This window comes from Vibrio sp. B1FLJ16 (genome assembly GCF_905175385.1).
GTDB lineage: Bacteria > Pseudomonadota > Gammaproteobacteria > Enterobacterales > Vibrionaceae > Vibrio.
Genome location: NZ_HG992749.1, coordinates 2855902 through 2878096 on the forward strand (window position 1 = coordinate 2855902; position 22195 = coordinate 2878096).

A 22195-nucleotide genomic window follows, 5' to 3' on the forward strand; every position below is an offset into this window, starting at 1 on the left:
ACCGTCTCAAAGCTGGACAATAATAAATTTAACGAAATAGTCAAAAGTGTTTAACGTCATGGATTCGACCTACACCATCATCATCGCCGATGATCACCCGCTCTTCCGTAATGCCTTGTTCCAGTCGGTACATATGGCGGTGAGTGGTGCCAACCTTCTCGAAGCTGACTCTCTGGATGCCCTGCTCGCATTGTTAGAAAAAGAGGATGAGCCAGATCTCGTGTTGTTGGATCTCAAGATGCCCGGTGCAAATGGTATGTCCGGTCTGATTCATCTGCGCGCTGAGTATCCGGATTTACCAATTGTAGTGGTTTCTGCCAGTGAAGAGCCGGCTGTCGTTACTCAGGTGAAAAGTCATGGTGCATTCGGTTTTATTCCAAAATCGAGTGATATGCGTGAGCTGGTCAATGCCATCAATCAGGTGCTTAACGGCGACCCGTATTTCCCGGAAGGACTTATCACCAACAGTGCCGCATGCAGCGACTTAGCTGAAAAGATTGCGACACTGACGCCACAGCAATACAAAGTGTTAGGGATGCTGTCAGATGGCTTGCTGAACAAACAAATCGCTTATGAGCTGAATGTTTCAGAAGCCACTATCAAAGCACACATGACCGCCATTTTCCGTAAGTTAGGCGTTAAGAACCGCACCCAGGCTGTGATCATGCTGACAGAAATGAATAGCTAACGGTTATTCTTCTTCGGTCAACTCATCTTCTTCAGTCGGCAAGCGTAAACCTACTTTGGTAACTTGTTGATCAACAACGTCAGCAATAATCCAGTGCAGTCCCTGCCAATCAAACTGGTCTCCTAAAACCGGCGTTGATCCTAATTGCTCCTCGACTAAGCTGCTGAGGGTCTTATCCAGTAAATCATCGCCAAGATCCAATCCGTACATCATTGCGACATCAGACAGTCTGACTTCAATATCGAGAAAGAAATCACCAAAGAATCGGCTCATAGACTCCTGCTCCGGAGCCTCACTAAACAGCAGGCTCAGAGCATCCAGATCCTTCTCCTGGGCAAATACGCACAAGGTATCGTCTTCTTCCAGCCTGGTACTGCCTGAGGGATGGAGCAGTTCCTGATGGCGGAATACCGCTGCAATACGAGTGCCTTCCGGCATGGACAGACTTCTCAGAGGTTCGCCAATGCACCACTTATCCGCTTTCAACCGGTAGACAAACAGCTCCCACTCACTGGTCGGGTACACCTCAACACCAATCCGTGAAACTGGCTCAGGTTTTGGCGGCAGCTCCACTTTGGCCAGCGTCATGGCTTTAGTCAGAGTGCCGCCCTGAACAATCAGGGACACCATCACCACAAAGAAGGCGAGATTGAAGTAAAGCTGCGCGTCCGGTAATCCTGCCATCATCGGGAATACCGCCAGAATAATCGGCACCGCACCACGTAGGCCAACCCAGGAAACAAACCACTTTTCACGCGGGGTAAAACTTTTGAAAGGCAATAAGCCAATCCAAACTGAGATTGGACGCGCAAACAGAATCATGCCGAATGCGAGCGCTAATCCCGGCAACGCTATTGATAGCAAATTGGAAGGCGTAACCAGCAATCCTAGTACTAGGAACATGCCAATCTGAGCGAGCCAGGTCATACCGTCTAACACATGCAGAATCGAGTGACGGCTGCGCGTCGGGCGGTTGCCAAGCAACAGACCCACTAAGTAAATCGAGAGAATACCACTACCACCGAACATATTTGACAAGGCAAAAATCAGCAGACCGCCACTGACGGTCAAAATTGAGTACAGCCCATCCGGTAACTGATTACGGTTGATGATCTTCCAGAGTATCCAGCCACCAGCGAGACCACACAATGCACCGATACCAAACTGTTTGACAAAACTCAGGGCTAAAAAGCCGGCACTTAACTCAGAGCCGGCGCTCGACAATACGGCAATCAATGTCACGGTGAGAAATACCGCCATCGGGTCGTTGGTACCGGATTCGATTTCCAGTGTCGCCCCAACACGCTCGTTGAGACTGCGTCCTTTAAGCAGTGAGAAAACCGCAGCAGCATCGGTAGACCCCACAATCGCCCCGACAAGAATTCCCTGCAGCAAGTCCAGGTTAAACAGCCAGGTAGCCATAAGCCCCGTAATGAGTGTCGTCATAGCAACACCTAACGTAGCCAGTGACACAGATGGCCACAACGCCACCCTGAAGCTGGCGACCCTTGTTCTCATACCACCATCCAGAAGTATGATCGCTAAGGCTAAATTACTGACCAAATAGGCAACAGAGTAATCATCAAACAGGATCCCCCCTAAACCATCTTCTCCTGCCAGCATACCAACAGCCAGAAATACCAGAAGAATCGGAATACCCAGTTTAGAAGAAACAGGGCTTAGAAGAACGCTAAGTGCAATCAGCAATGCACCGACGAGAAAAAAACTGTTAATGGTGTTTGCGTCCATTCCACCCTCCCTTATGAAAAACGATGACCAATATATGTAAGTCTGTCAGTTTAACCTCTATTGAGTCATCAAAGCTCTAGCTGAAACGAAAACTTTATGTAAACAAACAACTTGAGATGACTGGCAAGTTCTTCGTACAGAATGAAGCAAAGAAATGAAGAATAGATAACGCTAACAAAAATAAATCGTGGAAAAATGTCATCTCGTATTAGACCTTAGACTAATTTAACATTGATTTAACATTGGACATTTCACTCTAAACGCCTTTAAACGCCCATAATACGGGCTTTTTTTGTTTTTAACGTCTCGACTAAAGTTGAAAAGAGTTCTTGCCAACACCTTGCTAATGTACAAGGTGAAACATTTTATTAACAACACACCGATCGTAAGGAGACGGCAATGGCATTTGAAAATGAAGAAAGAGCCAAAGCCTATTGGGACAAGAACGTAAAGCTCATGATCACCTTGATGGTGATCTGGTTCGTAGTATCTTTTGGCTGCGGCATTTTATTTGTCGACGTACTTAATCAGTTTCAAATAGGCGGATACAAACTTGGTTTCTGGTTTGCTCAACAAGGCTCCATCTACGCCTTCCTGGGTATTATTTTTTACTACGCATGGAAGATGCGCAAAATCGACCGTGAATTCGGCGTAGACGAGTAAGGAGTCACTCAGATGGATTTGAAAACTATTACCTACCTGGTTGTTGGCGCAACCTTCATCCTGTACATCGGGATCGCAATTTGGGCGCGCGCTGGCTCGACCAAAGAGTTCTACGTTGCAGGTGGGGGTGTAAACCCAATCGCTAACGGTATGGCGACAGCGGCAGACTGGATGTCAGCAGCTTCGTTTATTTCAATGGCAGGTCTGATTGCCTTTATGGGCTACGGCGGTAGTGTGTTCCTGATGGGCTGGACTGGCGGTTACGTGCTGCTGGCACTTCTGTTAGCACCTTACCTGCGTAAATTCGGGAAGTTTACTGTACCTGAATTCGTCGGTGAACGTTTCTACTCTAAAACAGCTCGTATCGTAGCGGTTATCTGTTTGATCATCGCATCGGTAACTTACGTTATCGGTCAGATGAAAGGGGTTGGCGTTGCCTTCGGTCGTTTCCTGGAAGTAGATTACTCAACTGGTCTACTGATTGGTATGTGTATTGTATTCATGTACGCAGTATTAGGCGGCATGAAAGGCATCACATACACGCAGATAGCTCAGTATTGCGTACTCATTCTTGCTTACACTATCCCTGCAATCTTTATCTCTCTGCAGCTAACCGGTAACCCGATTCCACAAATTGGTCTGGGAAGTACCATGGCAGGCACCGATGTCTATCTGCTCGACCGGCTCGACCAGGTGGTGACCGAACTCGGCTTTAGTGAGTACACGACTCAGGTCCGTGGTGACACGCTAAACATGTTCGCTTACACCATGTCACTGATGATCGGTACTGCGGGTCTGCCACACGTAATCATCCGCTTCTTCACTGTGCCTAAGGTTCGTGATGCGCGTACGTCTGCAGGCTGGGCTCTGATTTTCATTGCGATTCTTTACACTACAGCTCCTGCAGTATCAGCAATGGCGCGTCTAAACCTAATGAACACGGTTAATCCGGCTCCTGGTCAGCATCTGGCTTACGACGAGCGTCCTGACTGGTTCAAAAACTGGGAGAAGACTGGCCTGCTAGGCTTTGAAGACAAAAACGGTGATGGCAACATTCAGTACACATCAGATGCAGCGACCAACGAGTTAAAAGTTGATAACGACATCATGGTACTGGCTAACCCTGAGATTGCTAAGCTTCCAAACTGGGTAATCGCACTGGTTGCAGCAGGTGGTCTGGCGGCAGCGCTATCAACCGCAGCAGGTTTGTTGTTGGCAATATCTTCGGCGATATCGCATGACTTAATCAAAGGGGTGATAAATCCGAATATATCCGAGAAAAAAGAGCTATTGGCGAGTCGAATCTCGATGGCAGTGGCCATTGCGGTGGCAGGTTATCTGGGGCTTAACCCTCCTGGCTTTGCAGCAGGTACGGTGGCACTCGCCTTCGGCCTGGCGGCATCCTCCATCTTCCCTGCGCTGATGATGGGTATCTTCAGTAAGAACATCAACAAAGAAGGCGCTATCGCAGGTATGATTGCCGGTATCACTATCACGCTATTCTACGTATTCCAACACAAAGGTGTCCTATTCATTCCTGAGTGGACTTACCTGGAAAGCTGGGGCAGCAACTGGTTCTTAGGTATTGAGCCAAACGCGTTTGGTGCAGTTGGTGCGGTATTTAACTTCATTGTGGCGTTCGCGGTATCGAAAGTAACTGCTGAAACACCACAAGAAGTGAAAGACCTGGTTGAGCACGTACGTGTACCTGTAGGTGCAGGTCAAGCTGTCGATCACTAATTATAATTAAAACCATTAAGCCCCGTCTGGAAACATCTGTCCGGGGCTTTTTTATTCTCCATTTTCAGTTACCATATTCAAAGCTCGTCGTTGCAAGGAAGCCAAGATGTTCAAAAATAAGCACTTAATTATCGCCCTTCTGATCGCACCCATTCTTTCTCTTATCGCTTACTTCGGTACCGATTTGGCGCTGAGTGAGAAACCTCACGCAGCAAAAGAAGGTGAGAGCTACAAATTGGCCAGTAAGTCCAACTGTCGCTACACCAGCGGTCTGTGTGATATGGAAAACGGTGATTTTAAAGTCAAATTTCGTTCTGAAAAACTGACCAAAGACAGTTTGGAGCTGTCTCTTGATGCAGCCTATCCGCTGGAGGGAGTCAAAGTTTCTCTGGTTGCTGATCAGGAAAAAAACGCTAAGCCGGTGGATATGAAGCCTGCCGATCAGGCTGGTAAGAACTGGTACATCACCTTGCCAAAACCAAAATCAGCAGAAAGCTGGTTAAGAGTCGTCATTCAGTCAGAAGGCACGCTCTACTATGGTGAGACCCAAACGGCTTTCGTTAAGTACGAGACTCTGTTTACGGAATAACTGAAGAGAATTAAAACAAAGCTGAGCGGAATTGTAGGGATAACGCTCACTGACTCCAAGCCGATGCCTGTACAAAAGCATCGGCTTTTTTTTGTCTTCGGGCTCCGGTAAATCATCTATGGTTGATAAGAGACTTAGGATTGCGATTAAAGGAGCAAGTCATGACCAGCGACTTCCGCACTGAAACCGACAGCATGGGAGAGGTAAAAGTCCCCTCGGGTGCGCTCTATCAGGCTCAGACCCAGCGTGCCGTCGAGAATTTCTCAATCAGTAAACACACCATGCCACATGGATTCATCCATGCCCTAGCACATATCAAACAGACCGCCGCACTGACTAATGCTCAATTGGGATTATTAGAAGGTGACATCGCCAACGCGATCGCAGATGCCACGCAAACCATCATCGACGGGCTACATCTGGATCAATTTCCGATAGATGTCTTTCAGACCGGCTCAGGCACCAGCTCAAACATGAATGCCAATGAAGTGATAGCGAGCCTAGCGGGCGAGATTCTTGGCGGTAAAGTAAGTCCCAATGATCACGTCAATATGGGGCAAAGCAGCAATGATGTGGTACCAACGGCAATTCAGGTTAGCAGCTCATTAGCCATTGAAAAGCAGCTGATTCCGGCGCTGACTCATCTTAGCGAGATACTAAGGTCTAAGCAGGAAACGTTGAAAGATATCGTTAAAACAGGCCGTACTCACCTTATGGATGCCATGCCGGTTACCTTTGCACAGGAGCTCGGCGGATGGCAGTTCCAGATAGAGCATGCAAAGCAAGCCATTGAGCACACCTTACCCGCAATAAAATCTTTAGCACAAGGAGGCACTGCGGTCGGTACCGGGATCAATGCCGATCCGCGCTTTGCAGCCCTGTTTGCTGACAATCTTTCACAATCCACACGCGTAGCATTTTCTGCCAGTCAGAACTTCTTTTTTAACCTCAGCAGTCAGGATGCGATCGTCGCGCTATCCGGACAGCTCAAAACAACAGCAGTAGCGATCATGAAGATCGCTAACGATCTTCGCTGGATGAATTCTGGCCCCTTAGCCGGGCTGGGAGAAATTGAACTACAAGGACTTCAGCCAGGCTCTTCGATCATGCCTGGGAAGGTTAACCCAGTTATCCCGGAAGCAGTAGCCATGGCCTGCGCTCAGGTGATTGGCAATGACACCACAATAACCATTGCGGGCCAGTCCGGAAACTTCCAGCTCAACGTGATGCTGCCGGTCATTGCTCATAATATTCTGGAAAGCATCGATCTGCTCTCCAACAGTGCTACTGCACTGGCCGACAAAGCGATTGCAACTTTCGAAGTAAGACAGGACAACCTGGATGTTGCCTTAGCGAAGAACCCTATATTAGTCACTGCGCTGAATCCGGTTATCGGATACTCAAAAGCCGCTGAAATCGCCAAAAAAGCCTATAAACAGGGACGGGCAATCATTGATATCGCCGAAGAAGATACTGACTTAGACCGAGCGACGTTAGAAAGACTGCTCAATCCGGCCCACCTGACTCGGGGTGGAGTGGCTGAATAAACAGATAAAAGTCAAAGAGACCTCCAGCTGGAGGTCTCTTTCTAACTAACAACGGCTAATTATCAGTTCAGCTAGCCATCAAGCGCTACGCAACCCGGTTTAACACCGAACGCAGCTTCAATGGTTTAACTGGTTTAGCGATAAAACTGAATCCGTTCGCCTTAATTCCGTCAAGCATATCATCGGTACGGTCTGCACTGATGATCACCCCCTCAAAGCCATTACCTAAACGCAGGCGGCACTGTTGCAACACTTCTAACCCGGTACGTCCGTTATCCAGACGGTAGTCTGAGAAGATAACGTCAGGCACCCAGCCATCTTCCAGTGTCTGCAGACTCTCCACCAGATCGGTCGCTACGCGCGTATCACAACCCCAGCGTGAAAGAAGGTTTTCCATACCGACCAAAATATCTGGCTCATTATCAACACACAGGATTTTCAGGTGGCACAGCTCAGACTGAGGGCTGCTTTGTATCTTAGCAGGAGCCACCTGTATGCGTTCCGCTTTGTCGAGCGTAATAGAGAAGACGCTGCCTTTACCATGCCAAGAGCGCATAGAGATTTCATGCCCCAGCACTTGGGCGATGCCTTTCGATATCGCAAGCCCAAGCCCTAAGCCCTGATCTGAACGTACTTGAGAGCCGCGGTTAAACTCTTCGAATATCTCCTGCTGTTTTTCTTCTTCAATGCCCATACCGTTGTCCCAGACATCAATACGTACGCGTCCCTTAACCCGGCGTACACCCAAAGCAACTTTGCCATTTGGGCTATAGCGGAACGCATTGGTAAGAAAGTTCTGCACGACCCGGCGCAGAAGTTTCGGGTCTGAATTGACCGTCAGTGAGGATGGGATCATGGTGAACTCTATACCCTGTTGTCTGGCCAATGCACTGAACTCCGCGTTGAGGTTGGCCAGTACATCATTGACTGCGAAGCCACAGACATGAACCTCAAGTTTACCCGACTCAAGACGGGAAATATCCAGTAAATCGCCAATGAGATCTTCTGCAGCACCCAAAGCACTTTCAATATGGGAAGAGAGCTTTTTCGTCTCATCGTCTTTGGCCACTTCAGAAAGTGAAGAGGCAAATAACCTTGCGGCGTTCAGCGGCTGCATCAGGTCATGGCTCACTGCGGCAAGAAAGCGTGACTTTGATTTCGACTCCAGATCTGAACGCTGCGTCGCGGACACTAGCTGCTTGTTAAGTTGTTCAAGCTCACGGGTACGAAGCCGTACACGCTCTTCCAGAGTCTCGTTCGCCTCTTTCAGTGCCTGCTCTGCATCGCGGAAAACAGTGATGTCAGTAAAACTCATTACAAAGCCACCGCCCGGCATAGGGTTACCCTGAACTTCAATCACACGTCCGTCTGGACGAACACGGGATGAAGTATGACGGGTGCCTTGCTCAAGGTGGTAAACCCGGCGTCTTACATGGTCTTCCGGATCGCCCGGGCCACAGAGCCCCTGCTCGGCATTATGACGGATCACGTCCGCAATCGGACGGCCAACCTGAATTAACCCGGGCGGGAACTCAAACAACTCCAGGTAACGCTGGTTCCATGCCACCAGCCTCAATTGCTTGTCGACCACGGCAATCCCCTGACCGATGTGTTCAATAGCTCCCTGCAGTAACCCTCGGCTGAAATCATACAGCTCAGAGGCTTCATCAACGATAGTCGCGACTTCTTCCAGCTGCATGTTTCTTCCTTGCAACGCAGAAGTAAGTACTAACTTTGCAGAAGAGGCACCAAACACACCAGCCAGAACGCGCTCGGTGTGCCGGATCAACGAGGACGGCGCTTGCTGATTTGGCATCAGCTCTTCACGTTGCTGGCTCCAGAAAGCCTGAAAAGCCACCTTAACCCGAGAACGACCGACAAAACGTGAAGCAAGCATCTCAAGCTCAGCAACCGTCACACGGCTCTGATACAGGCTCATGTTTTCGCTTTCCGGCAACGGCGTACCGACGAAAGACGCCGATTGTAAGCGCTCACTTAAGCTCGGGCGCGTAACCATAGAAATCAAGACAAAACAGATCGTATTCGCCGCCACACTGAGAATCATCCCCCAGTCTGAAATCGCAATATTAAACTGGGACAACATTTCTGGTGGCGTGATAAGCCAAATCAGGAAGTTACTGCTGGCGTTGCCCGCCAGCATATCGGTCTGACTCATTAGCGTGATTAACCACAGAGTAAAACCAACCGCCAGACCGACATAAACCCCTTTCTTGTTGCCCTGACGCCAGTACATCCCGCCTATCAGTGCCGGAGCAAACTGAGTGATGGCCGCAAAGGAAAGAAAGCCTATGGCAGAGAGTGAGTGGATACTATCAAGTGCCTGATAGAAGCCCCATGCACCAATCAGTAAAATCAGAATCAGTGCACGACGAATACGCAGCAGTAGCTGAGAAAAGTGCTGGTGATTACGCTGCGACAGACGCATACGACGCAAAAGCAGTGGCATCGCCAGATCATTAGAGACCATGATAGCTAGTGCGATAGTCGAGACAATCACCATGCCGCTTGCTGCCGAAGTACCGCCAAGGAAAGCCAGTAATGCAATCTCACTGGCACCAACCGCCATCGGTACACTGATTACATAGGTATCCGGTGATGCGCCACTCAGCAGTCCTTGCCCTACCCATGCGATAGGCAATACAAAAATACCCATTAAGATCAGATAAAGCGGAAACAGCCAGCGGGCAACATGCAGATCCTGAGCGCGTTCGTTTTCAACCACCATGGTGTGAAACTGACGCGGCAGACAGACGATTGCCAGCATGGTGAGTACAGTATGAATCAGTATGGTCGGAATGTTTGGCGGCTGATAGGTTTGTGTAGCGATGTCGACCAGGCTGAGGTTTTCTGCGCTCATCGCCAGCCAGACGATAAATACACCAACGACTAAAAACGCCATCAGTTTAATGATCGACTCAAAGGCTATCGCCATCATCATACCGCGATGATGCTCGGTATTATCAATATGGCGCGTGCCAAACAAAATGGTAAAGATAGCCAGTGCCATCACCACGAACCAGGACACGCTGTCGTTCTGATAACCAAAGTCCGTCGCGAGTTCAGGGGCAATGATTTCCAGCCCCATGGTAATACCACGCAGCTGCAAAGCGATATAAGGCAGTATGCCGGCAACAGCAATGAGAGTAACCGCGACTGCTAAACCTTGCGATTTTCCGTAACGTGCGCCGATGAAATCCGCAATGGACGTGATGTGCTCCCGCTTAGCAATCAGGATAAGTCTGGCCAGCATCCGCCAGCCAAGGGTAAAGACCAGAATCGGAGCGATATAGATGGGTAAGAAAGACCACGGATTACTACTCGCCTGACCAACGGTGCCGTAGAAGGTCCAGGAGGTACAATACACAGCGATAGACAAGCTGTAGATCCAGGGCCGCCACTTCGCCAGCCACTTTCTCTGATTATCTCCGTACCAGGCGATTATAAACAGGGCTCCCAGGTACGCCAAAGAAACGGGAACCACCAGCCATCCTTGCATCCGATATCCTTTCTAGACTTTCTTATATAAAAAATAATAAAAAACCTCTCCGCGGGGGAGAGGTTTCATTTAACACTGCTTTTACAACAGAGACAAAGGTTAGTTCTTAACCTTTGTCACAGAAGTTTAATTCTGTGTTTCAGGCGCTTTATCAGATAAGTCAATCACATGCTGTGCGGGCTGCTGCGGCTCCAGTTTAATGAACAACGCAATTAACCCCATTGCCGCCATAACCCAGAACACAAGAGCACCCCAGTTATCGTAGCCCCAGCCACTGAACACGGTCATCAGCGCGGTAAATGCACCAAGAGGAATCGCATTATATAAGGCTTGTAGCGCAACCATCTTGTTCTCTTCGGAGTTCTGAATGTACTGAATCGCAGCAATGTGCGCCGCTGCAAAGGTCACACCATGCAGCAACTGTACGACGACCAGAGCCAAAATGGACGTAGTGCTGGCCGTAATCCCCCAACGCATCATCACACCACCGGCAGCAATGACAAACAAGGTACGCAGTGACCAGCCGGCAAACAGACGCTTACTCAATGCAAATACCGCAACTTCAGCCGCCACACCTAAACTCCACAGGTAGCCAATCACATCTTCAGAGTGTCCTGCGGATTTCCAGTGGATGGCACTAAAGCCATAGTACGCCGCGTGACTGCCCTGTATTAAAGAAACCAACAATAAAAATTTGAGTACCGGTTTATCAGATAACAATGAAGATAATTTAGGACGCTGCGCATGCTGACCATTAAGGGTAACCGGCATAGGATCGGTCTTTCGCATCGCGAACGACAAAGCAACAAGTAAGCCCGCCATTGCGGTATAAAGAATCATATCCGCACCAAACTCAGCAACTAAATATCCGACAACGGTTGAACCACCGATAAACGCTACCGAGCCCCATAAACGCGTACGCCCGTAATCGAGCACTTTTAACCGCGCGTAGTAATTAGCCATCGCGTCGGAGAGCGGAATGATAGGGCCGCAACATAAGTTAAATAGCACGGTTGCTAACGCCATTAACCAGAAGTTACCACCGGTAAAAAAATGGAATCCGACAAAAATAAGACCGGCGAAACTTAACCAGCGTAACGCTGGCATCAAACGTTCAACTTTATGAATGCGCGGGGTAATCACTATGTTGGCAATGCAACGTGTTGCCAGCCCCAAGCCAACTAATAAACCAATGTCGGTTGGCGAGACGCCCTGCTCTTTAAACCATAACGACCAGAATGGCAGATAGACGCCATACGCAAAAAAGAATCCGAGAAAGTACTGGGATATCCAGCCATACGGAGAAGGTTTCAACATTACTATTATCCTAAAATGGGAACACCGACGTTCTGAGCGTGGATTATGGATCGCTATGTACAACAGAAAAAGGGAAGAATAGGCAACTTACCGTTTCCTCGATGGAATACAAACTTTTCGTGCTTCTTTAATCTAACAATACCGTATCAGGTTTAGACCAAAGTCGTCTGGCTTAAACAAAGAATTTTGTCAGACTTAGAATGTGTTCCTACCAAGTTTAGGGTTCTATATGCCTGATAAATTTAACATGCAATCTCCCCCGTTCGACCGTCTGACCAGTCAGCAGCAAGCGAGACTGCGCTCGTCCCTTGACGTGGCCTACTATCGAACCCGAGATGTCATTTTATCCAGCGGGCAGACCAATCCTCATTTACACATATTAATCAAAGGTGCTGTAGAAGAGCGTTCCAAAGACCAAAACGAAGTGTTTGCTCACTATGCCAACGACGATATGTTCGATGTGCGATCTCTTTTTGAAGAAAGTGTGCGCCATCAATATGTGGCGCTCGAAGACACCCTGTCCTACTTACTGCCAAAAGAAACATTTCTTGAACTCTATAACGAGAACGGGCAATTTGCGGCTTACTTCGATAACAATCTGTCAAAACGCCAGGAACTGATAGAAACCGCGCAACAACAGCAAAATCTGGCTGAGTTTATTCTGACTAAAGTCGATAAGAGTATTTACCATCCTCCGATGGTCCTGACACCGGAAACACCGATCAATGAGGTAACGCGAACCTTAAAAGAAAACGGCATTGATGCGGCATTAGTAAAACTGAACTCAGACGATGCACGCCTTGAAAAGTGGCCGTCAGCGCATCCGTATGCCATTGTCACCCGTACCAATATGCTTCACTCTGTGATGCTAGACGGTTACTCCCTCGATACACCAGTCGGTGAGATCGCCAGCTTCCCGGTTTATCATGTCGATGAGGGCGACTTCCTGTTTAACGCCATGATTACGATGACGCGTAACCGAATGAAGCGCCTGATGGTATGCGATGGCAATCAGGCCATTGGCATGCTGGATATGACCCAGATCCTCAGCGCTTTCTCCACCCACTCCCATGTGCTCACGCTTAGTATCGCCAGAGCCAGCAGCGTGGAAGAGCTTGCCCTTGCCTCCAACCGGCAACACCAGCTGGTAGAAAGCCTGGTGAAAAACGGCATCCGTACCCGCTTCATCATGGAGCTGATTTCAGCCGTTAACGAGCAAATCATCGAGAAAGCATTCGAGTTAGTCGTGCCTCCAGCTCTGCATGATCACTGCTGTCTGATTGTTTTAGGCTCAGAAGGTCGCGGGGAACAGATTCTCAAAACCGATCAGGATAATGCCCTGATCATTAAAGACGGCTTCGAATGGTCACAGTGTGAGCAGGTAATGCAATCTTTCATTCATACTCTACAGCAATTGGGCTACCCGCTCTGTCCCGGAAAAGTAATGGTCAATAATCCCAAGTGGGTCAACTCACAAACGGAATGGGTCAAAACTATTGATAGCTGGATTGACAAGGCACAACCAGAACAAATCATGGATCTGGCCATTTTCAGTGATGCCCACGCTGTCGCCGGAAACCGGACACTGCTTACGCCTGTCGCAGTGCACCTACGGGATACAATGAAAGATCGCATGCTGATCTTATCTGACTTTTCCCGCCCGGCGCTGCAGTTTTCTGTACCACTGACGCTGTTTGGTAACGTTAAAACGGCCAAAGACGGCCTGGATATCAAACGAGGCGGCATTTTCCCTATTGTACATGGCATCCGGACTCTCTCTCTTGAATACGCGATTGAAGAGAAAAACACCTTTGCCCGTATCGAAGCATTAAGAAACAAACGAATCTTAGAGCCCGAAACTGCCGATAACTTAAACGAGGCTCTCAAACTATTCTTTAAGCTTCGCCTGAACCAGCAACTGAATCAGCAGGATGCGCTCAACAATATCGACATCAAACAACTCGATAGAACCGAGCGTGACTTGCTTCGCCACAGCCTGCATGTGGTGAAAAAATTTAAGCAGTTTTTAGGCTTCCACTACCAGATCCGTGATTAAGCCGGGTGAGTCGAACGAGAGGTATCAAAGATGAACTGGCTACAACGTAAATACTGGCATCACAGACTGAAAGGCTCGCCTTATCAGTCTCTGTTCGGTGCTCCGGATAAAACCGAGCTGGTTTCTCTTGACTGCGAAACCACCAGCTTAGACCCAAGCCGCGCGGAACTGGTCACCATAGCGGCAACTAAAATCATTGATAACCGCATCATCACCAGTCGGCCGTTCGAAGTGCATCTGCGCGCGCCGCAATCGCTTGATTCCGGTTCGGTGAAAATCCATAAAATTCGCCATCAGGATTTGGTCGACGGACTGAGTGAAAAGGATGCTCTGGTGAAACTGCTCGATTTCATCGGCAACCGGCCTTTAGTCGGTTATCACATTCGCTACGATAAAAAAATACTGGACCTAGCCTGCCAGAGGCAACTTGGTTTTCCTCTGCCGAACCCCTTGATTGAAGTGAGCCAGATATATCATGACAAACTGGAACGACATTTACCCAATGCCTATTTCGACTTAAGTCTGGAGGCAATTTGCAAGCATCTTGAGCTGCCGATTCAGGACAAACATGATGCACTGCAAGATGCGATTTCCGCCGCACTGGTCTTTGTACGCTTAACCAAGGGCGATTTACCGAATCTCACTGCTCCAAATACTTAAAGCCTGTTGACCTGGCTCCCATAATTACTTTTATTTCAGACATTTTCAGGTAGCTTCCTCTCTCTCATCCTAAAGTCTAATTGTGGAAACACGCGCTGTGACGGACAGTTATAGGCACAAGGTCGTTGCTGAGATAACTGCCTGTTTAAAACGAGTTAACAGCCCTGCACAGTAAAGGTTCAAAGTCTTATGCAGATTAGTGTAAGGCTGAGAAATTAAGGCACAAGGAGAGAAGCCATGAGCGAAGCGCACATTTATCCGGTAAAAGAAAACATTAAAACTCATACACATGCGGATAATGACACTTACCTAGCCATGTATCAGCAGTCGGTGACCAATCCAGAAGGCTTCTGGAGCGAGCACGGCAAAATTGTTGATTGGATCAAACCTTTCACAAAAGTAAAAAGTACCTCTTTCGATACCGGTCACGTCGACATTCGCTGGTTTGAAGACGGCACACTTAACGTGTCAGCAAACTGTATTGACCGCCATCTGGCAGAACGCGGCGACGACGTAGCAATCATCTGGGAAGGCGATGACCCGGCAGACGACAAAACACTGACTTTTAATCAACTGCATAAAGAAGTATGTAAATTCTCTAACGCACTGAAAGATCAAGGCGTACGTAAAGGCGACGTGGTATGTCTTTACATGCCGATGGTTCCTGAAGCCGCAATCGCAATGCTGGCCTGTACCCGTATCGGTGCCGTTCATACTGTGGTTTTCGGCGGTTTCTCACCTGAAGCACTTTCCGGCCGTATTATCGACTCAGACGCGAAAGTGGTCATTACCGCAGATGAGGGCGTTCGTGGTGGCCGCGCGGTTCCATTGAAAAAGAACGTTGATGAAGCACTGACTAACCCGGAAGTAAAAACCATCAGCAAAGTGGTTGTGTTAAAACGCACAGGTGGTGACGTTGAGTGGCATGATCACCGTGATGTCTGGTGGCATGAAGCGACTGCAAAAGCCTCTGACGTATGTCCTCCGGAAGAGATGAGCGCAGAAGACCCGCTATTCATTCTGTACACTTCCGGCTCAACCGGTAAACCAAAAGGTGTTCTTCACACTACAGGCGGCTACCTGGTTTACGCGGCAATGACGTTTAAATATGTGTTTGACTACCAGCCTGGTGAAACTTTCTGGTGTACAGCGGATGTGGGCTGGATCACTGGTCACACTTACCTGATCTACGGCCCGCTTGCTAACGGCGCTAAAACGATTCTGTTCGAAGGTGTGCCTAACTACCCGAGCACAAGCCGCATGAGCGAAGTGGTTGATAAACATCAGGTCAACATTCTCTACACTGCACCAACCGCGATCCGCGCACTGATGGCGAAAGGTAACGAAGCGGTTGAAGGCACTACTCGTGATAGCCTGCGTATTATGGGCTCGGTAGGCGAACCAATTAACCCAGAAGCTTGGGAGTGGTACTACAAAACTATCGGTAACGAGAAATCACCAATTGTAGATACCTGGTGGCAAACGGAAACCGGCGGTATTCTGATCACGCCGCTACCTGGCGCGACAGACCTTAAGCCAGGATCTGCAACTCGTCCTTTCTTCGGTGTTCAGCCAGCGCTTGTGGACAATATGGGCAACGTGATTGAAGGTGCGACCGAAGGTAATTTGGTCATCCTCGATTCATGGCCGGGTCAGATGCGTACCGTTTATGGTGATCACGACCGCTTTGAGCAAACCTACTTCTCAACCTTCAAAGGTATGTACTTTACCGGTGACGGCGCTCGCCGTGATGAAGACGGTTACTACTGGATCACTGGCCGCGTAGATGACGTACTGAACGTGTCAGGACACCGCATGGGTACTGCTGAAATTGAATCTGCACTGGTCGCGCACCATAAGATTGCTGAAGCAGCGATTGTGGGTATCCCACACGACATCAAAGGTCAGGCTATTTACGCTTACATCACACTAATTGATGGTGAGTTCCCGTCTGCGGAGCTGCACAAAGAGGTGAAAGACTGGGTGCGTAAAGAGATTGGTCCTATCGCAACACCAGATGTACTGCACTGGACGGATTCCTTACCTAAGACTCGTTCTGGTAAGATCATGCGTCGAATTCTGCGTAAGATTGCTACTGGCGATACCAGCAATCTTGGCGACACCTCAACGCTTGCCGATCCAAGCGTAGTAGACAAGCTCATCGCAGAGAAAGCAGAACTGGTATAAACCTGTCAGACTTTAAATAAAATAAAAAAACCGCCATCAGTGATGGCGGTTTTTTACTTTTGTACACAAATTAAACACACCTCTGACATGGTTATTATGTTGTTTTTGTTAACTTGGTTACAGAAACAAAGTGGGTCAAAGGGAGATTAGACCAGTAAATTGCTGCTAATTGCTGTGAATTAGCTATAATCTTGGTCGTTTTTTCAAATTCAGTACGATTTAAACAAAAAAGTCGTGCTGAAATATCAGATATTTGGGAATATAAACGTTCTACTCACGATAAGGGAAGATAGCAACATAATGTCTGCAAAGTCACGGATTCTTGTTCTAAACGGACCAAATATCAACCTATTAGGTCTGCGCGAACCGACACACTACGGTAACAGCACTCTAGCACAAATTGTGGACGCCCTAACGGAGCAAGCCTGCAAAGCAGAGGTGGAACTGGAACATCTACAGTCAAATCGTGAGTACGAACTGATTGAAGCCATTCATGCCGCTTACGGCAAGATTGACTTCATCATCATCAATCCAGCTGCTTTCACTCATACAAGTGTAGCACTGAGAGATGCATTACTTGGCGTCGCCATCCCATTTATCGAGGTGCACCTGTCTAACGTGCATGCACGTGAGCCGTTTCGCCATCACTCTTATCTGTCAGATAAAGCAGAAGGTGTGATTTGCGGTCTGGGTGCACAAGGTTATGAATTCGCTCTGTCTGCTGCAATTAACAAGCTGCAGGCAAAGTAACCCTAACACTCTGCAACCCTACCGGGTTGTCTTAATCACAAGATAAAAGAGAAAGAAAAGATGGATATTCGTAAAATCAAAAAGCTAATTGAGTTAGTTGAAGAGTCTGGCATTGCTGAGCTAGAAATTTCTGAAGGTGAAGAGTCAGTACGCATCAGTCGTCACGGCGCTCCGGCTCCGGCTCCAGTTCACTACGCAGCGGCTCCGGCAGCACCTGCTCCAGTGGCAGCTCCGGTAGCAGAAGCACCAGCAGCTGATGCTCCAGCGGCGGCAGTACCTGCGGGTCACCAAGTTCTTTCTCCAATGGTTGGTACATTCTACCGTTCACCAAGCCCTGACGCGAAAGCATTCGTAGAAGTCGGCCAGAAAGTTAACGCTGGTGACACACTGTGCATCGTTGAAGCAATGAAGATGATGAACCAAATCGAAGCTGACAAATCTGGCGTTGTTACAGCAATCTTAGTTGAAGACGGCCACCCAGTTGAATTCGACCAACCTCTAGTTGTAATCGAATAAGCGAGGCTTGCCTTATGCTAGACAAAGTTGTCATTGCGAACCGAGGTGAAATTGCACTTCGTATTCTTCGCGCTTGTAAAGAGTTAGGTATTAAGACCGTTGCGGTTCACTCAACAGCAGACCGCGATCTTAAGCACGTACTGCTTGCAGATGAAACCGTATGTATCGGTCCTGCCCGTGGTATCGACAGCTACCTGAATATTCCGCGCATCATATCTGCGGCAGAAGTAACGGGTGCAGTAGCTATCCACCCAGGTTACGGCTTTCTGTCAGAAAACGCAGATTTCGCAGAGCAAGTTGAACGCAGCGGATTCATCTTTGTTGGCCCTAAAGCGGAAACAATCCGCATCATGGGTGACAAGGTATCTGCTATCACTGCAATGAAGAAAGCTGGCGTTCCATGTGTACCTGGCTCTGACGGCCCGCTGGATAACGATGAAGACAAGAACAAAGCTCACGCTAAACGCATCGGCTACCCTGTCATCATTAAAGCATCTGGCGGCGGCGGCGGTCGTGGTATGCGCGTTGTCCGTGCTGAAAAAGACCTGGTCCAGGCGATTGCTATGACACGCGCAGAAGCAAAAGCAGCATTCAACAACGACATGGTTTACATGGAGAAATTCCTGGAAAACCCACGTCACGTTGAAGTTCAGGTTATTGCTGACGGCCAAGGTGGTGCAATTCACCTAGGCGAGCGTGACTGTTCTATGCAGCGTCGTCACCAGAAAGTTGTGGAAGAAGCACCAGCTCCGGGCATTACTGAAGAGATGCGTAAGTACATCGGTGAACGTTGTACTCGTGCATGTCTTGAAATTGGTTACCGCGGCGCAGGTACATTCGAATTCCTATACGAGAACGGTGAGTTCTACTTCATCGAAATGAACACTCGTATTCAGGTAGAGCACCCGGTAACAGAGATGGTTACAGGTATCGACCTGATCAAAGAGCAGCTTCGTGTTGCTGCTGGTCAGCCTCTGTCATTCACTCAGGATGACATTAAGATCCGCGGTCATGCTATCGAATGTCGTATCAACGCTGAAGACCCAGAGCGCTTCCTGCCATCTCCGGGTAAGATTGAGCGCTTACACACGCCAGGTGGTATGGGCGTTCGCTGGGAATCACACATCTACACTGGTTACTCAGTACCACCTCATTACGATTCAATGATTGGTAAACTGATTACTTACGGTGAGAACCGTGACGTAGCGATTGCACGTATGAAAAATGCACTGGGTGAGATGATCATCGAAGGTATCAAAACCAACGTGCCTCTTCAGGTCTCAATCATGAATGATGAGAACTTCCAACACGGCGGTGCGAACATTCACTACCTAGAGAAGAAACTAGGCCTGCAATAAGCCTCAGTAGTACTCCTGAAAAATGCCCACATTTTGTGGGCATTTTTGTTTGTATAGCCCTTCGGCCTCCGACGGATAACAAGCTTATTTGGGTATATACTCAAACAAATCGCTGAGTTCTGTTAAACTCTGCGCCACTTCATTTACTGTAAGAGCAAAAACCCCATGCCTTGGATTCAAATCAAACTCAACGCGACCAATGAAAACGCTGAGCAAATCGGCGACATGCTAATGGAAGAGACCGGTGCGCTGTCTGTAACGTTCCTGGACGCGCAGGATACACCTGTATTCGAGCCTCTCCCTGGTGAAACTCGTTTATGGGGCGATACTGACATTCTGGCACTCTACGATGCAGAAGCCGACACTAGCTTCATCATCGACCAGATCAAAGCAAGTAGCATGCTTGCGGACGATTTTGCTTACAAAGTAGAACAGCTGGAAGATAAAGACTGGGAACGCGAGTGGATGGAAAACTTCCATCCGATGAAATTTGGTGAGCGTCTATGGATTTGTCCAAGCTGGCGTGACATCCCTGAGCCAGACGCAGTAAATGTAATGCTCGATCCAGGGCTTGCATTTGGTACAGGTACTCACCCAACGACAGCGCTTTGTCTGGAGTGGCTAGAGGGACTTGATCTGACAGGTAAGACAGTTATCGACTTTGGCTGTGGCTCTGGCATTCTGGCGATCGCTGCGATCAAACTGGGCGCAGAGAAAGTTATCGGGATCGACATTGATCCTCAAGCGCTACAAGCCTCTCGTGACAACGCTGAGCGCAACGGCGTCACAGATCAACTTGAGGTTTACTTGCCGCAAAATCAGCCCGAAGGACTGATCGCTGACGTAGTTGTCGCCAACATTCTTGCGGGTCCACTGCGTGAACTTGCTCCTGTGATTAAAGGTCTGGTTAAACCAAATGGTGACCTTGCTATGTCCGGCGTTTTGGACACTCAGGCAGAAGACGTCGCTAACTACTATCGTGACGAGCTTCACATTGATCCAATCACCGAGCAAAACGAGTGGTGTCGCATCTCTGGTCGTAAGCAAGGCTAGACAAGGATTTAAAGGCTAATTGTTTGAAATTCATACAATTTACAAAAACAATTTGTAAATGCTCAAATATTAGTCTTTTCACGCAGTAAAAAAATGCGTAAAATGCGCGCCCTTGCTAGTACAGAACTGTGATGACGTTTTGAAAATCGGAAACTATCAACTTAAGAACAATCTAATCGTAGCCCCAATGGCTGGTGTAACGGATAGACCGTTCCGCGAGTTGTGTCTTCGTTATGGTGCGGGAATGGCGGTCAGTGAAATGATGTCTGCTAACCCAAAACTATGGAAAACGTCGAAGTCGAAACAGCGCATGGTACATGAAGGCGAATCGGGCGTTCGCTCTGTACAGATTGCCGGTTCCGATCCACAGCTTATGGCGGATGCAGCTCAATTCAGTGTTGAAAACGGTGCGCAAATCATCGATATCAACATGGGCTGCCCAGCAAAGAAAGTGAATAAAAAGCTGGCGGGCTCTGCACTGCTTCAATACCCGAACATTATCGAAGAGATTTTGAAAGCGGTAGTGAATGCGGTTGACGTTCCTGTAACGTTAAAGACCCGGACAGGCTGGGATACAGAAAATAAAAACTGTCTCCAAATCGCTAAATTAGCCGAAGACTGCGGCATACAAGCTCTTGCACTGCACGGCAGAACTAAAGCATGTATGTACAAAGGTGAGGCCGAATACGACAGCATTAAAGCGGTAAAAGAGGCGATTTCAATTCCGGTTATCGCGAACGGTGATATCGATAGCCCGGAGAAAGCCAAATTTGTACTGGAGTACACCGGTGCGGACGCTTTAATGATTGGACGCCCTGCCCAGGGTCGTCCTTGGATTTTCCAGGAAATCCATCACTTTTTGGAAAACGGCACCACAATGGATGAGCTTCCAGCACAGGAAGTGAAAACCATTATGCTTGGTCATGTGAATGCTCTGCATGAATTCTATGGAGAGTACCTTGGACCGCGTATCGCGCGTAAGCACGTAGGTTGGTATCTGAAAGAGCATGAGCAGGCGAGTGAGTTTCGCCGTACCTTCAACGCTATCGAGGCAGCTCCGCTGCAAATTGAGGCGTTAGAAGGTTATTTTGATAACGTTGCATCATAATTAAGAGAAGAGCTAGACCGAATATGTTCGAACAAAATCTGACTTCAGAAGCATTAACAGTAACTACAGTAACGTCACAAGACCAGATTACTCAGAAGCCTTTACGTGACTCTGTTAAAGCGTCTCTTAAAAACTACCTTGCTCAGCTAAATGGCCAGGAAGTAACAGAACTATATGAATTAGTTCTAGCTGAAGTTGAACAGCCATTATTAGATACCATCATGCAGTACACTCGCGGTAACCAGACTCGCGCAGCGACTATGATGGGTATCAACCGCGGTACTCTTCGCAAGAAACTAAAAAAATACGGCATGAACTAAGACCGTAATTAAAAGTTATTTAAGAACGAGCCGTTACCTTTGGTAGCGGCTTTTCTTTATCTAATAGCTAATAGCCTTTCTATCTAGCCTCTAAGCACTCCATAAGGCTTCCTATTACGTTTACAGAGACAATCTAGAGTCGTATAACTCCTTTCAGTGCGAGAAGATGATACAGGCTGCGGTATCGACTCGTAGCAAGTAATGCCCTTTCTCATTTTCTAATAAAACAGCATTACTGTTCCTTCGACAGAGACTCCTTTCAAACCAACAACATAACAACATTACTGAAACATTAATAATAATGTGATCTTCGTTCAATATTTAGTTGATTCAAATATATATAATCAATAACTTACAAAATTTTAAAGGACTAATCA

At 48.1% G+C, this 22195-nt stretch carries 17 protein-coding genes; 14 read left to right on the plus strand and 3 right to left on the minus strand.

The window, feature by feature from the left end; translation table 11 throughout:
• The first annotated feature begins 58 nt into the window (after positions 1 to 58).
• On the plus strand, positions 59 to 688 hold the full coding sequence (locus KHN79_RS13075) for a response regulator transcription factor (RefSeq protein ID WP_182011342.1): 630 nt from the start codon (positions 59 to 61) through the stop codon (positions 686 to 688).
• 3 nt (positions 689 to 691) lie between these two features.
• Here KHN79_RS13075 and KHN79_RS13080 read toward each other — a convergent pair whose 3' ends face one another.
• Positions 692 to 2437, minus strand: coding sequence for a potassium/proton antiporter (locus KHN79_RS13080; RefSeq protein ID WP_182011341.1), 1746 nt, complete (start codon positions 2435 to 2437; stop codon positions 692 to 694).
• A 399-nt stretch (positions 2438 to 2836) separates the two neighbouring features.
• Between KHN79_RS13080 and KHN79_RS13085 the strand changes: the two genes are divergently transcribed.
• The 4 genes from KHN79_RS13085 (at position 2837) to KHN79_RS13100 (ending at position 6976) form a co-directional block, all read left to right on the plus strand.
• Complete coding sequence (locus KHN79_RS13085; protein ID WP_182011340.1) at positions 2837 to 3100, plus strand: DUF4212 domain-containing protein; 264 nt, start codon at positions 2837 to 2839, stop codon at positions 3098 to 3100.
• 12 nt (positions 3101 to 3112) lie between these two features.
• Entirely contained in the window at positions 3113 to 4840 is a 1728-nt protein-coding gene (locus KHN79_RS13090; protein ID WP_182011339.1) for a sodium:solute symporter family protein, read from the plus strand.
• Positions 4841 to 4946: 106 nt separating this feature from the next.
• The gene (locus KHN79_RS13095; RefSeq protein WP_182011338.1) at positions 4947 to 5429 is read left to right on the plus strand and encodes a hypothetical protein; all 483 of its coding nucleotides are present in this window, start codon (positions 4947 to 4949) and stop codon (positions 5427 to 5429) included.
• 161 nt (positions 5430 to 5590) lie between these two features.
• Positions 5591 to 6976, plus strand: a complete 1386-nt coding sequence (locus KHN79_RS13100; RefSeq protein ID WP_182011337.1) for a class II fumarate hydratase — start codon at positions 5591 to 5593, stop codon at positions 6974 to 6976.
• 85 nt (positions 6977 to 7061) lie between these two features.
• Here the strand turns inward: KHN79_RS13100 and KHN79_RS13105 are convergent, their stop codons facing one another.
• Together KHN79_RS13105 and KHN79_RS13110 are read right to left on the minus strand one after the other, a co-directional pair.
• Positions 7062 to 10493, minus strand: coding sequence for a PAS domain-containing hybrid sensor histidine kinase/response regulator (locus KHN79_RS13105; protein ID WP_182011336.1), 3432 nt, complete (start codon positions 10491 to 10493; stop codon positions 7062 to 7064).
• 126 nt (positions 10494 to 10619) lie between these two features.
• The gene (locus tag KHN79_RS13110; RefSeq protein WP_182011335.1) at positions 10620 to 11810 is read right to left on the minus strand and encodes a 3-phenylpropionate MFS transporter; all 1191 of its coding nucleotides are present in this window, start codon (positions 11808 to 11810) and stop codon (positions 10620 to 10622) included.
• Between the two features lie 229 nt (positions 11811 to 12039).
• On the opposite strand from KHN79_RS13110, the gene KHN79_RS13115 reads away from it, so the two are divergent.
• The 9 genes from KHN79_RS13115 (at position 12040) to fis (ending at position 21818) form a co-directional block, all read left to right on the plus strand.
• On the plus strand, positions 12040 to 13866 hold the full coding sequence (locus KHN79_RS13115; protein ID WP_182011334.1) for a DUF294 nucleotidyltransferase-like domain-containing protein: 1827 nt from the start codon (positions 12040 to 12042) through the stop codon (positions 13864 to 13866).
• Positions 13867 to 13896: 30 nt separating this feature from the next.
• Positions 13897 to 14526, plus strand: a complete 630-nt coding sequence (locus tag KHN79_RS13120) for a 3'-5' exonuclease (protein WP_182011333.1) — start codon at positions 13897 to 13899, stop codon at positions 14524 to 14526.
• Between the two features lie 237 nt (positions 14527 to 14763).
• Positions 14764 to 16713 (plus strand): acetate--CoA ligase, encoded by a 1950-nt coding sequence (acs, locus tag KHN79_RS13125; protein WP_182011332.1) that lies wholly within the window; start codon positions 14764 to 14766, stop codon positions 16711 to 16713.
• A gap of 300 nt (positions 16714 to 17013) precedes the next feature.
• Complete coding sequence (aroQ, locus tag KHN79_RS13130) at positions 17014 to 17463, plus strand: type II 3-dehydroquinate dehydratase (RefSeq protein ID WP_182011331.1); 450 nt, start codon at positions 17014 to 17016, stop codon at positions 17461 to 17463.
• Between the two features lie 60 nt (positions 17464 to 17523).
• The gene (gene accB, locus KHN79_RS13135; protein ID WP_182011330.1) at positions 17524 to 17979 is read left to right on the plus strand and encodes an acetyl-CoA carboxylase biotin carboxyl carrier protein; all 456 of its coding nucleotides are present in this window, start codon (positions 17524 to 17526) and stop codon (positions 17977 to 17979) included.
• Positions 17980 to 17993: 14 nt separating this feature from the next.
• Positions 17994 to 19337: an acetyl-CoA carboxylase biotin carboxylase subunit gene (gene accC, locus KHN79_RS13140; protein WP_182011329.1), complete on the plus strand. Its 1344-nt coding sequence runs from the start codon at positions 17994 to 17996 to the stop codon at positions 19335 to 19337.
• 165 nt (positions 19338 to 19502) lie between these two features.
• Positions 19503 to 20390: a 50S ribosomal protein L11 methyltransferase gene (gene prmA / locus KHN79_RS13145; RefSeq protein ID WP_182011328.1), complete on the plus strand. Its 888-nt coding sequence runs from the start codon at positions 19503 to 19505 to the stop codon at positions 20388 to 20390.
• Between the two features lie 139 nt (positions 20391 to 20529).
• Positions 20530 to 21498 carry a tRNA dihydrouridine synthase DusB gene (gene dusB / locus KHN79_RS13150; protein WP_182011327.1) on the plus strand — a complete coding sequence of 323 codons (969 nt, stop codon included), beginning with the start codon at positions 20530 to 20532 and terminating at the stop codon, positions 21496 to 21498.
• Positions 21499 to 21521: 23 nt separating this feature from the next.
• Positions 21522 to 21818 carry a DNA-binding transcriptional regulator Fis gene (fis, locus tag KHN79_RS13155; RefSeq protein ID WP_000462885.1) on the plus strand — a complete coding sequence of 99 codons (297 nt, stop codon included), beginning with the start codon at positions 21522 to 21524 and terminating at the stop codon, positions 21816 to 21818.
• Positions 21819 to 22195 lie beyond the last annotated feature (377 nt).

Coding starts and splice junctions, on each gene's coding strand:
- KHN79_RS13085 (WP_182011340.1), top strand. CDS start 2,837: ATGGCATTTGAAAATGAAGAAAGAGCCAAAGCCTATTGGGACAAGAAC.
- accB (WP_182011330.1), top strand. CDS start 17,524: ATGGATATTCGTAAAATCAAAAAGCTAATTGAGTTAGTTGAAGAGTCT.
- accC (WP_182011329.1), top strand. CDS start 17,994: ATGCTAGACAAAGTTGTCATTGCGAACCGAGGTGAAATTGCACTTCGT.
- KHN79_RS13100 (WP_182011337.1), top strand. CDS start 5,591: ATGACCAGCGACTTCCGCACTGAAACCGACAGCATGGGAGAGGTAAAA.
- KHN79_RS13115 (WP_182011334.1), top strand. CDS start 12,040: ATGCCTGATAAATTTAACATGCAATCTCCCCCGTTCGACCGTCTGACC.
- KHN79_RS13110 (WP_182011335.1), bottom strand. CDS start 11,810: ATGTTGAAACCTTCTCCGTATGGCTGGATATCCCAGTACTTTCTCGGA.
- fis (WP_000462885.1), top strand. CDS start 21,522: ATGTTCGAACAAAATCTGACTTCAGAAGCATTAACAGTAACTACAGTA.
- KHN79_RS13095 (WP_182011338.1), top strand. CDS start 4,947: ATGTTCAAAAATAAGCACTTAATTATCGCCCTTCTGATCGCACCCATT.
- KHN79_RS13105 (WP_182011336.1), bottom strand. CDS start 10,493: ATGCAAGGATGGCTGGTGGTTCCCGTTTCTTTGGCGTACCTGGGAGCC.
- aroQ (WP_182011331.1), top strand. CDS start 17,014: ATGTCTGCAAAGTCACGGATTCTTGTTCTAAACGGACCAAATATCAAC.
- KHN79_RS13080 (WP_182011341.1), bottom strand. CDS start 2,437: ATGGACGCAAACACCATTAACAGTTTTTTTCTCGTCGGTGCATTGCTG.
- KHN79_RS13120 (WP_182011333.1), top strand. CDS start 13,897: ATGAACTGGCTACAACGTAAATACTGGCATCACAGACTGAAAGGCTCG.
- acs (WP_182011332.1), top strand. CDS start 14,764: ATGAGCGAAGCGCACATTTATCCGGTAAAAGAAAACATTAAAACTCAT.
- KHN79_RS13090 (WP_182011339.1), top strand. CDS start 3,113: ATGGATTTGAAAACTATTACCTACCTGGTTGTTGGCGCAACCTTCATC.
- prmA (WP_182011328.1), top strand. CDS start 19,503: ATGCCTTGGATTCAAATCAAACTCAACGCGACCAATGAAAACGCTGAG.
- KHN79_RS13075 (WP_182011342.1), top strand. CDS start 59: ATGGATTCGACCTACACCATCATCATCGCCGATGATCACCCGCTCTTC.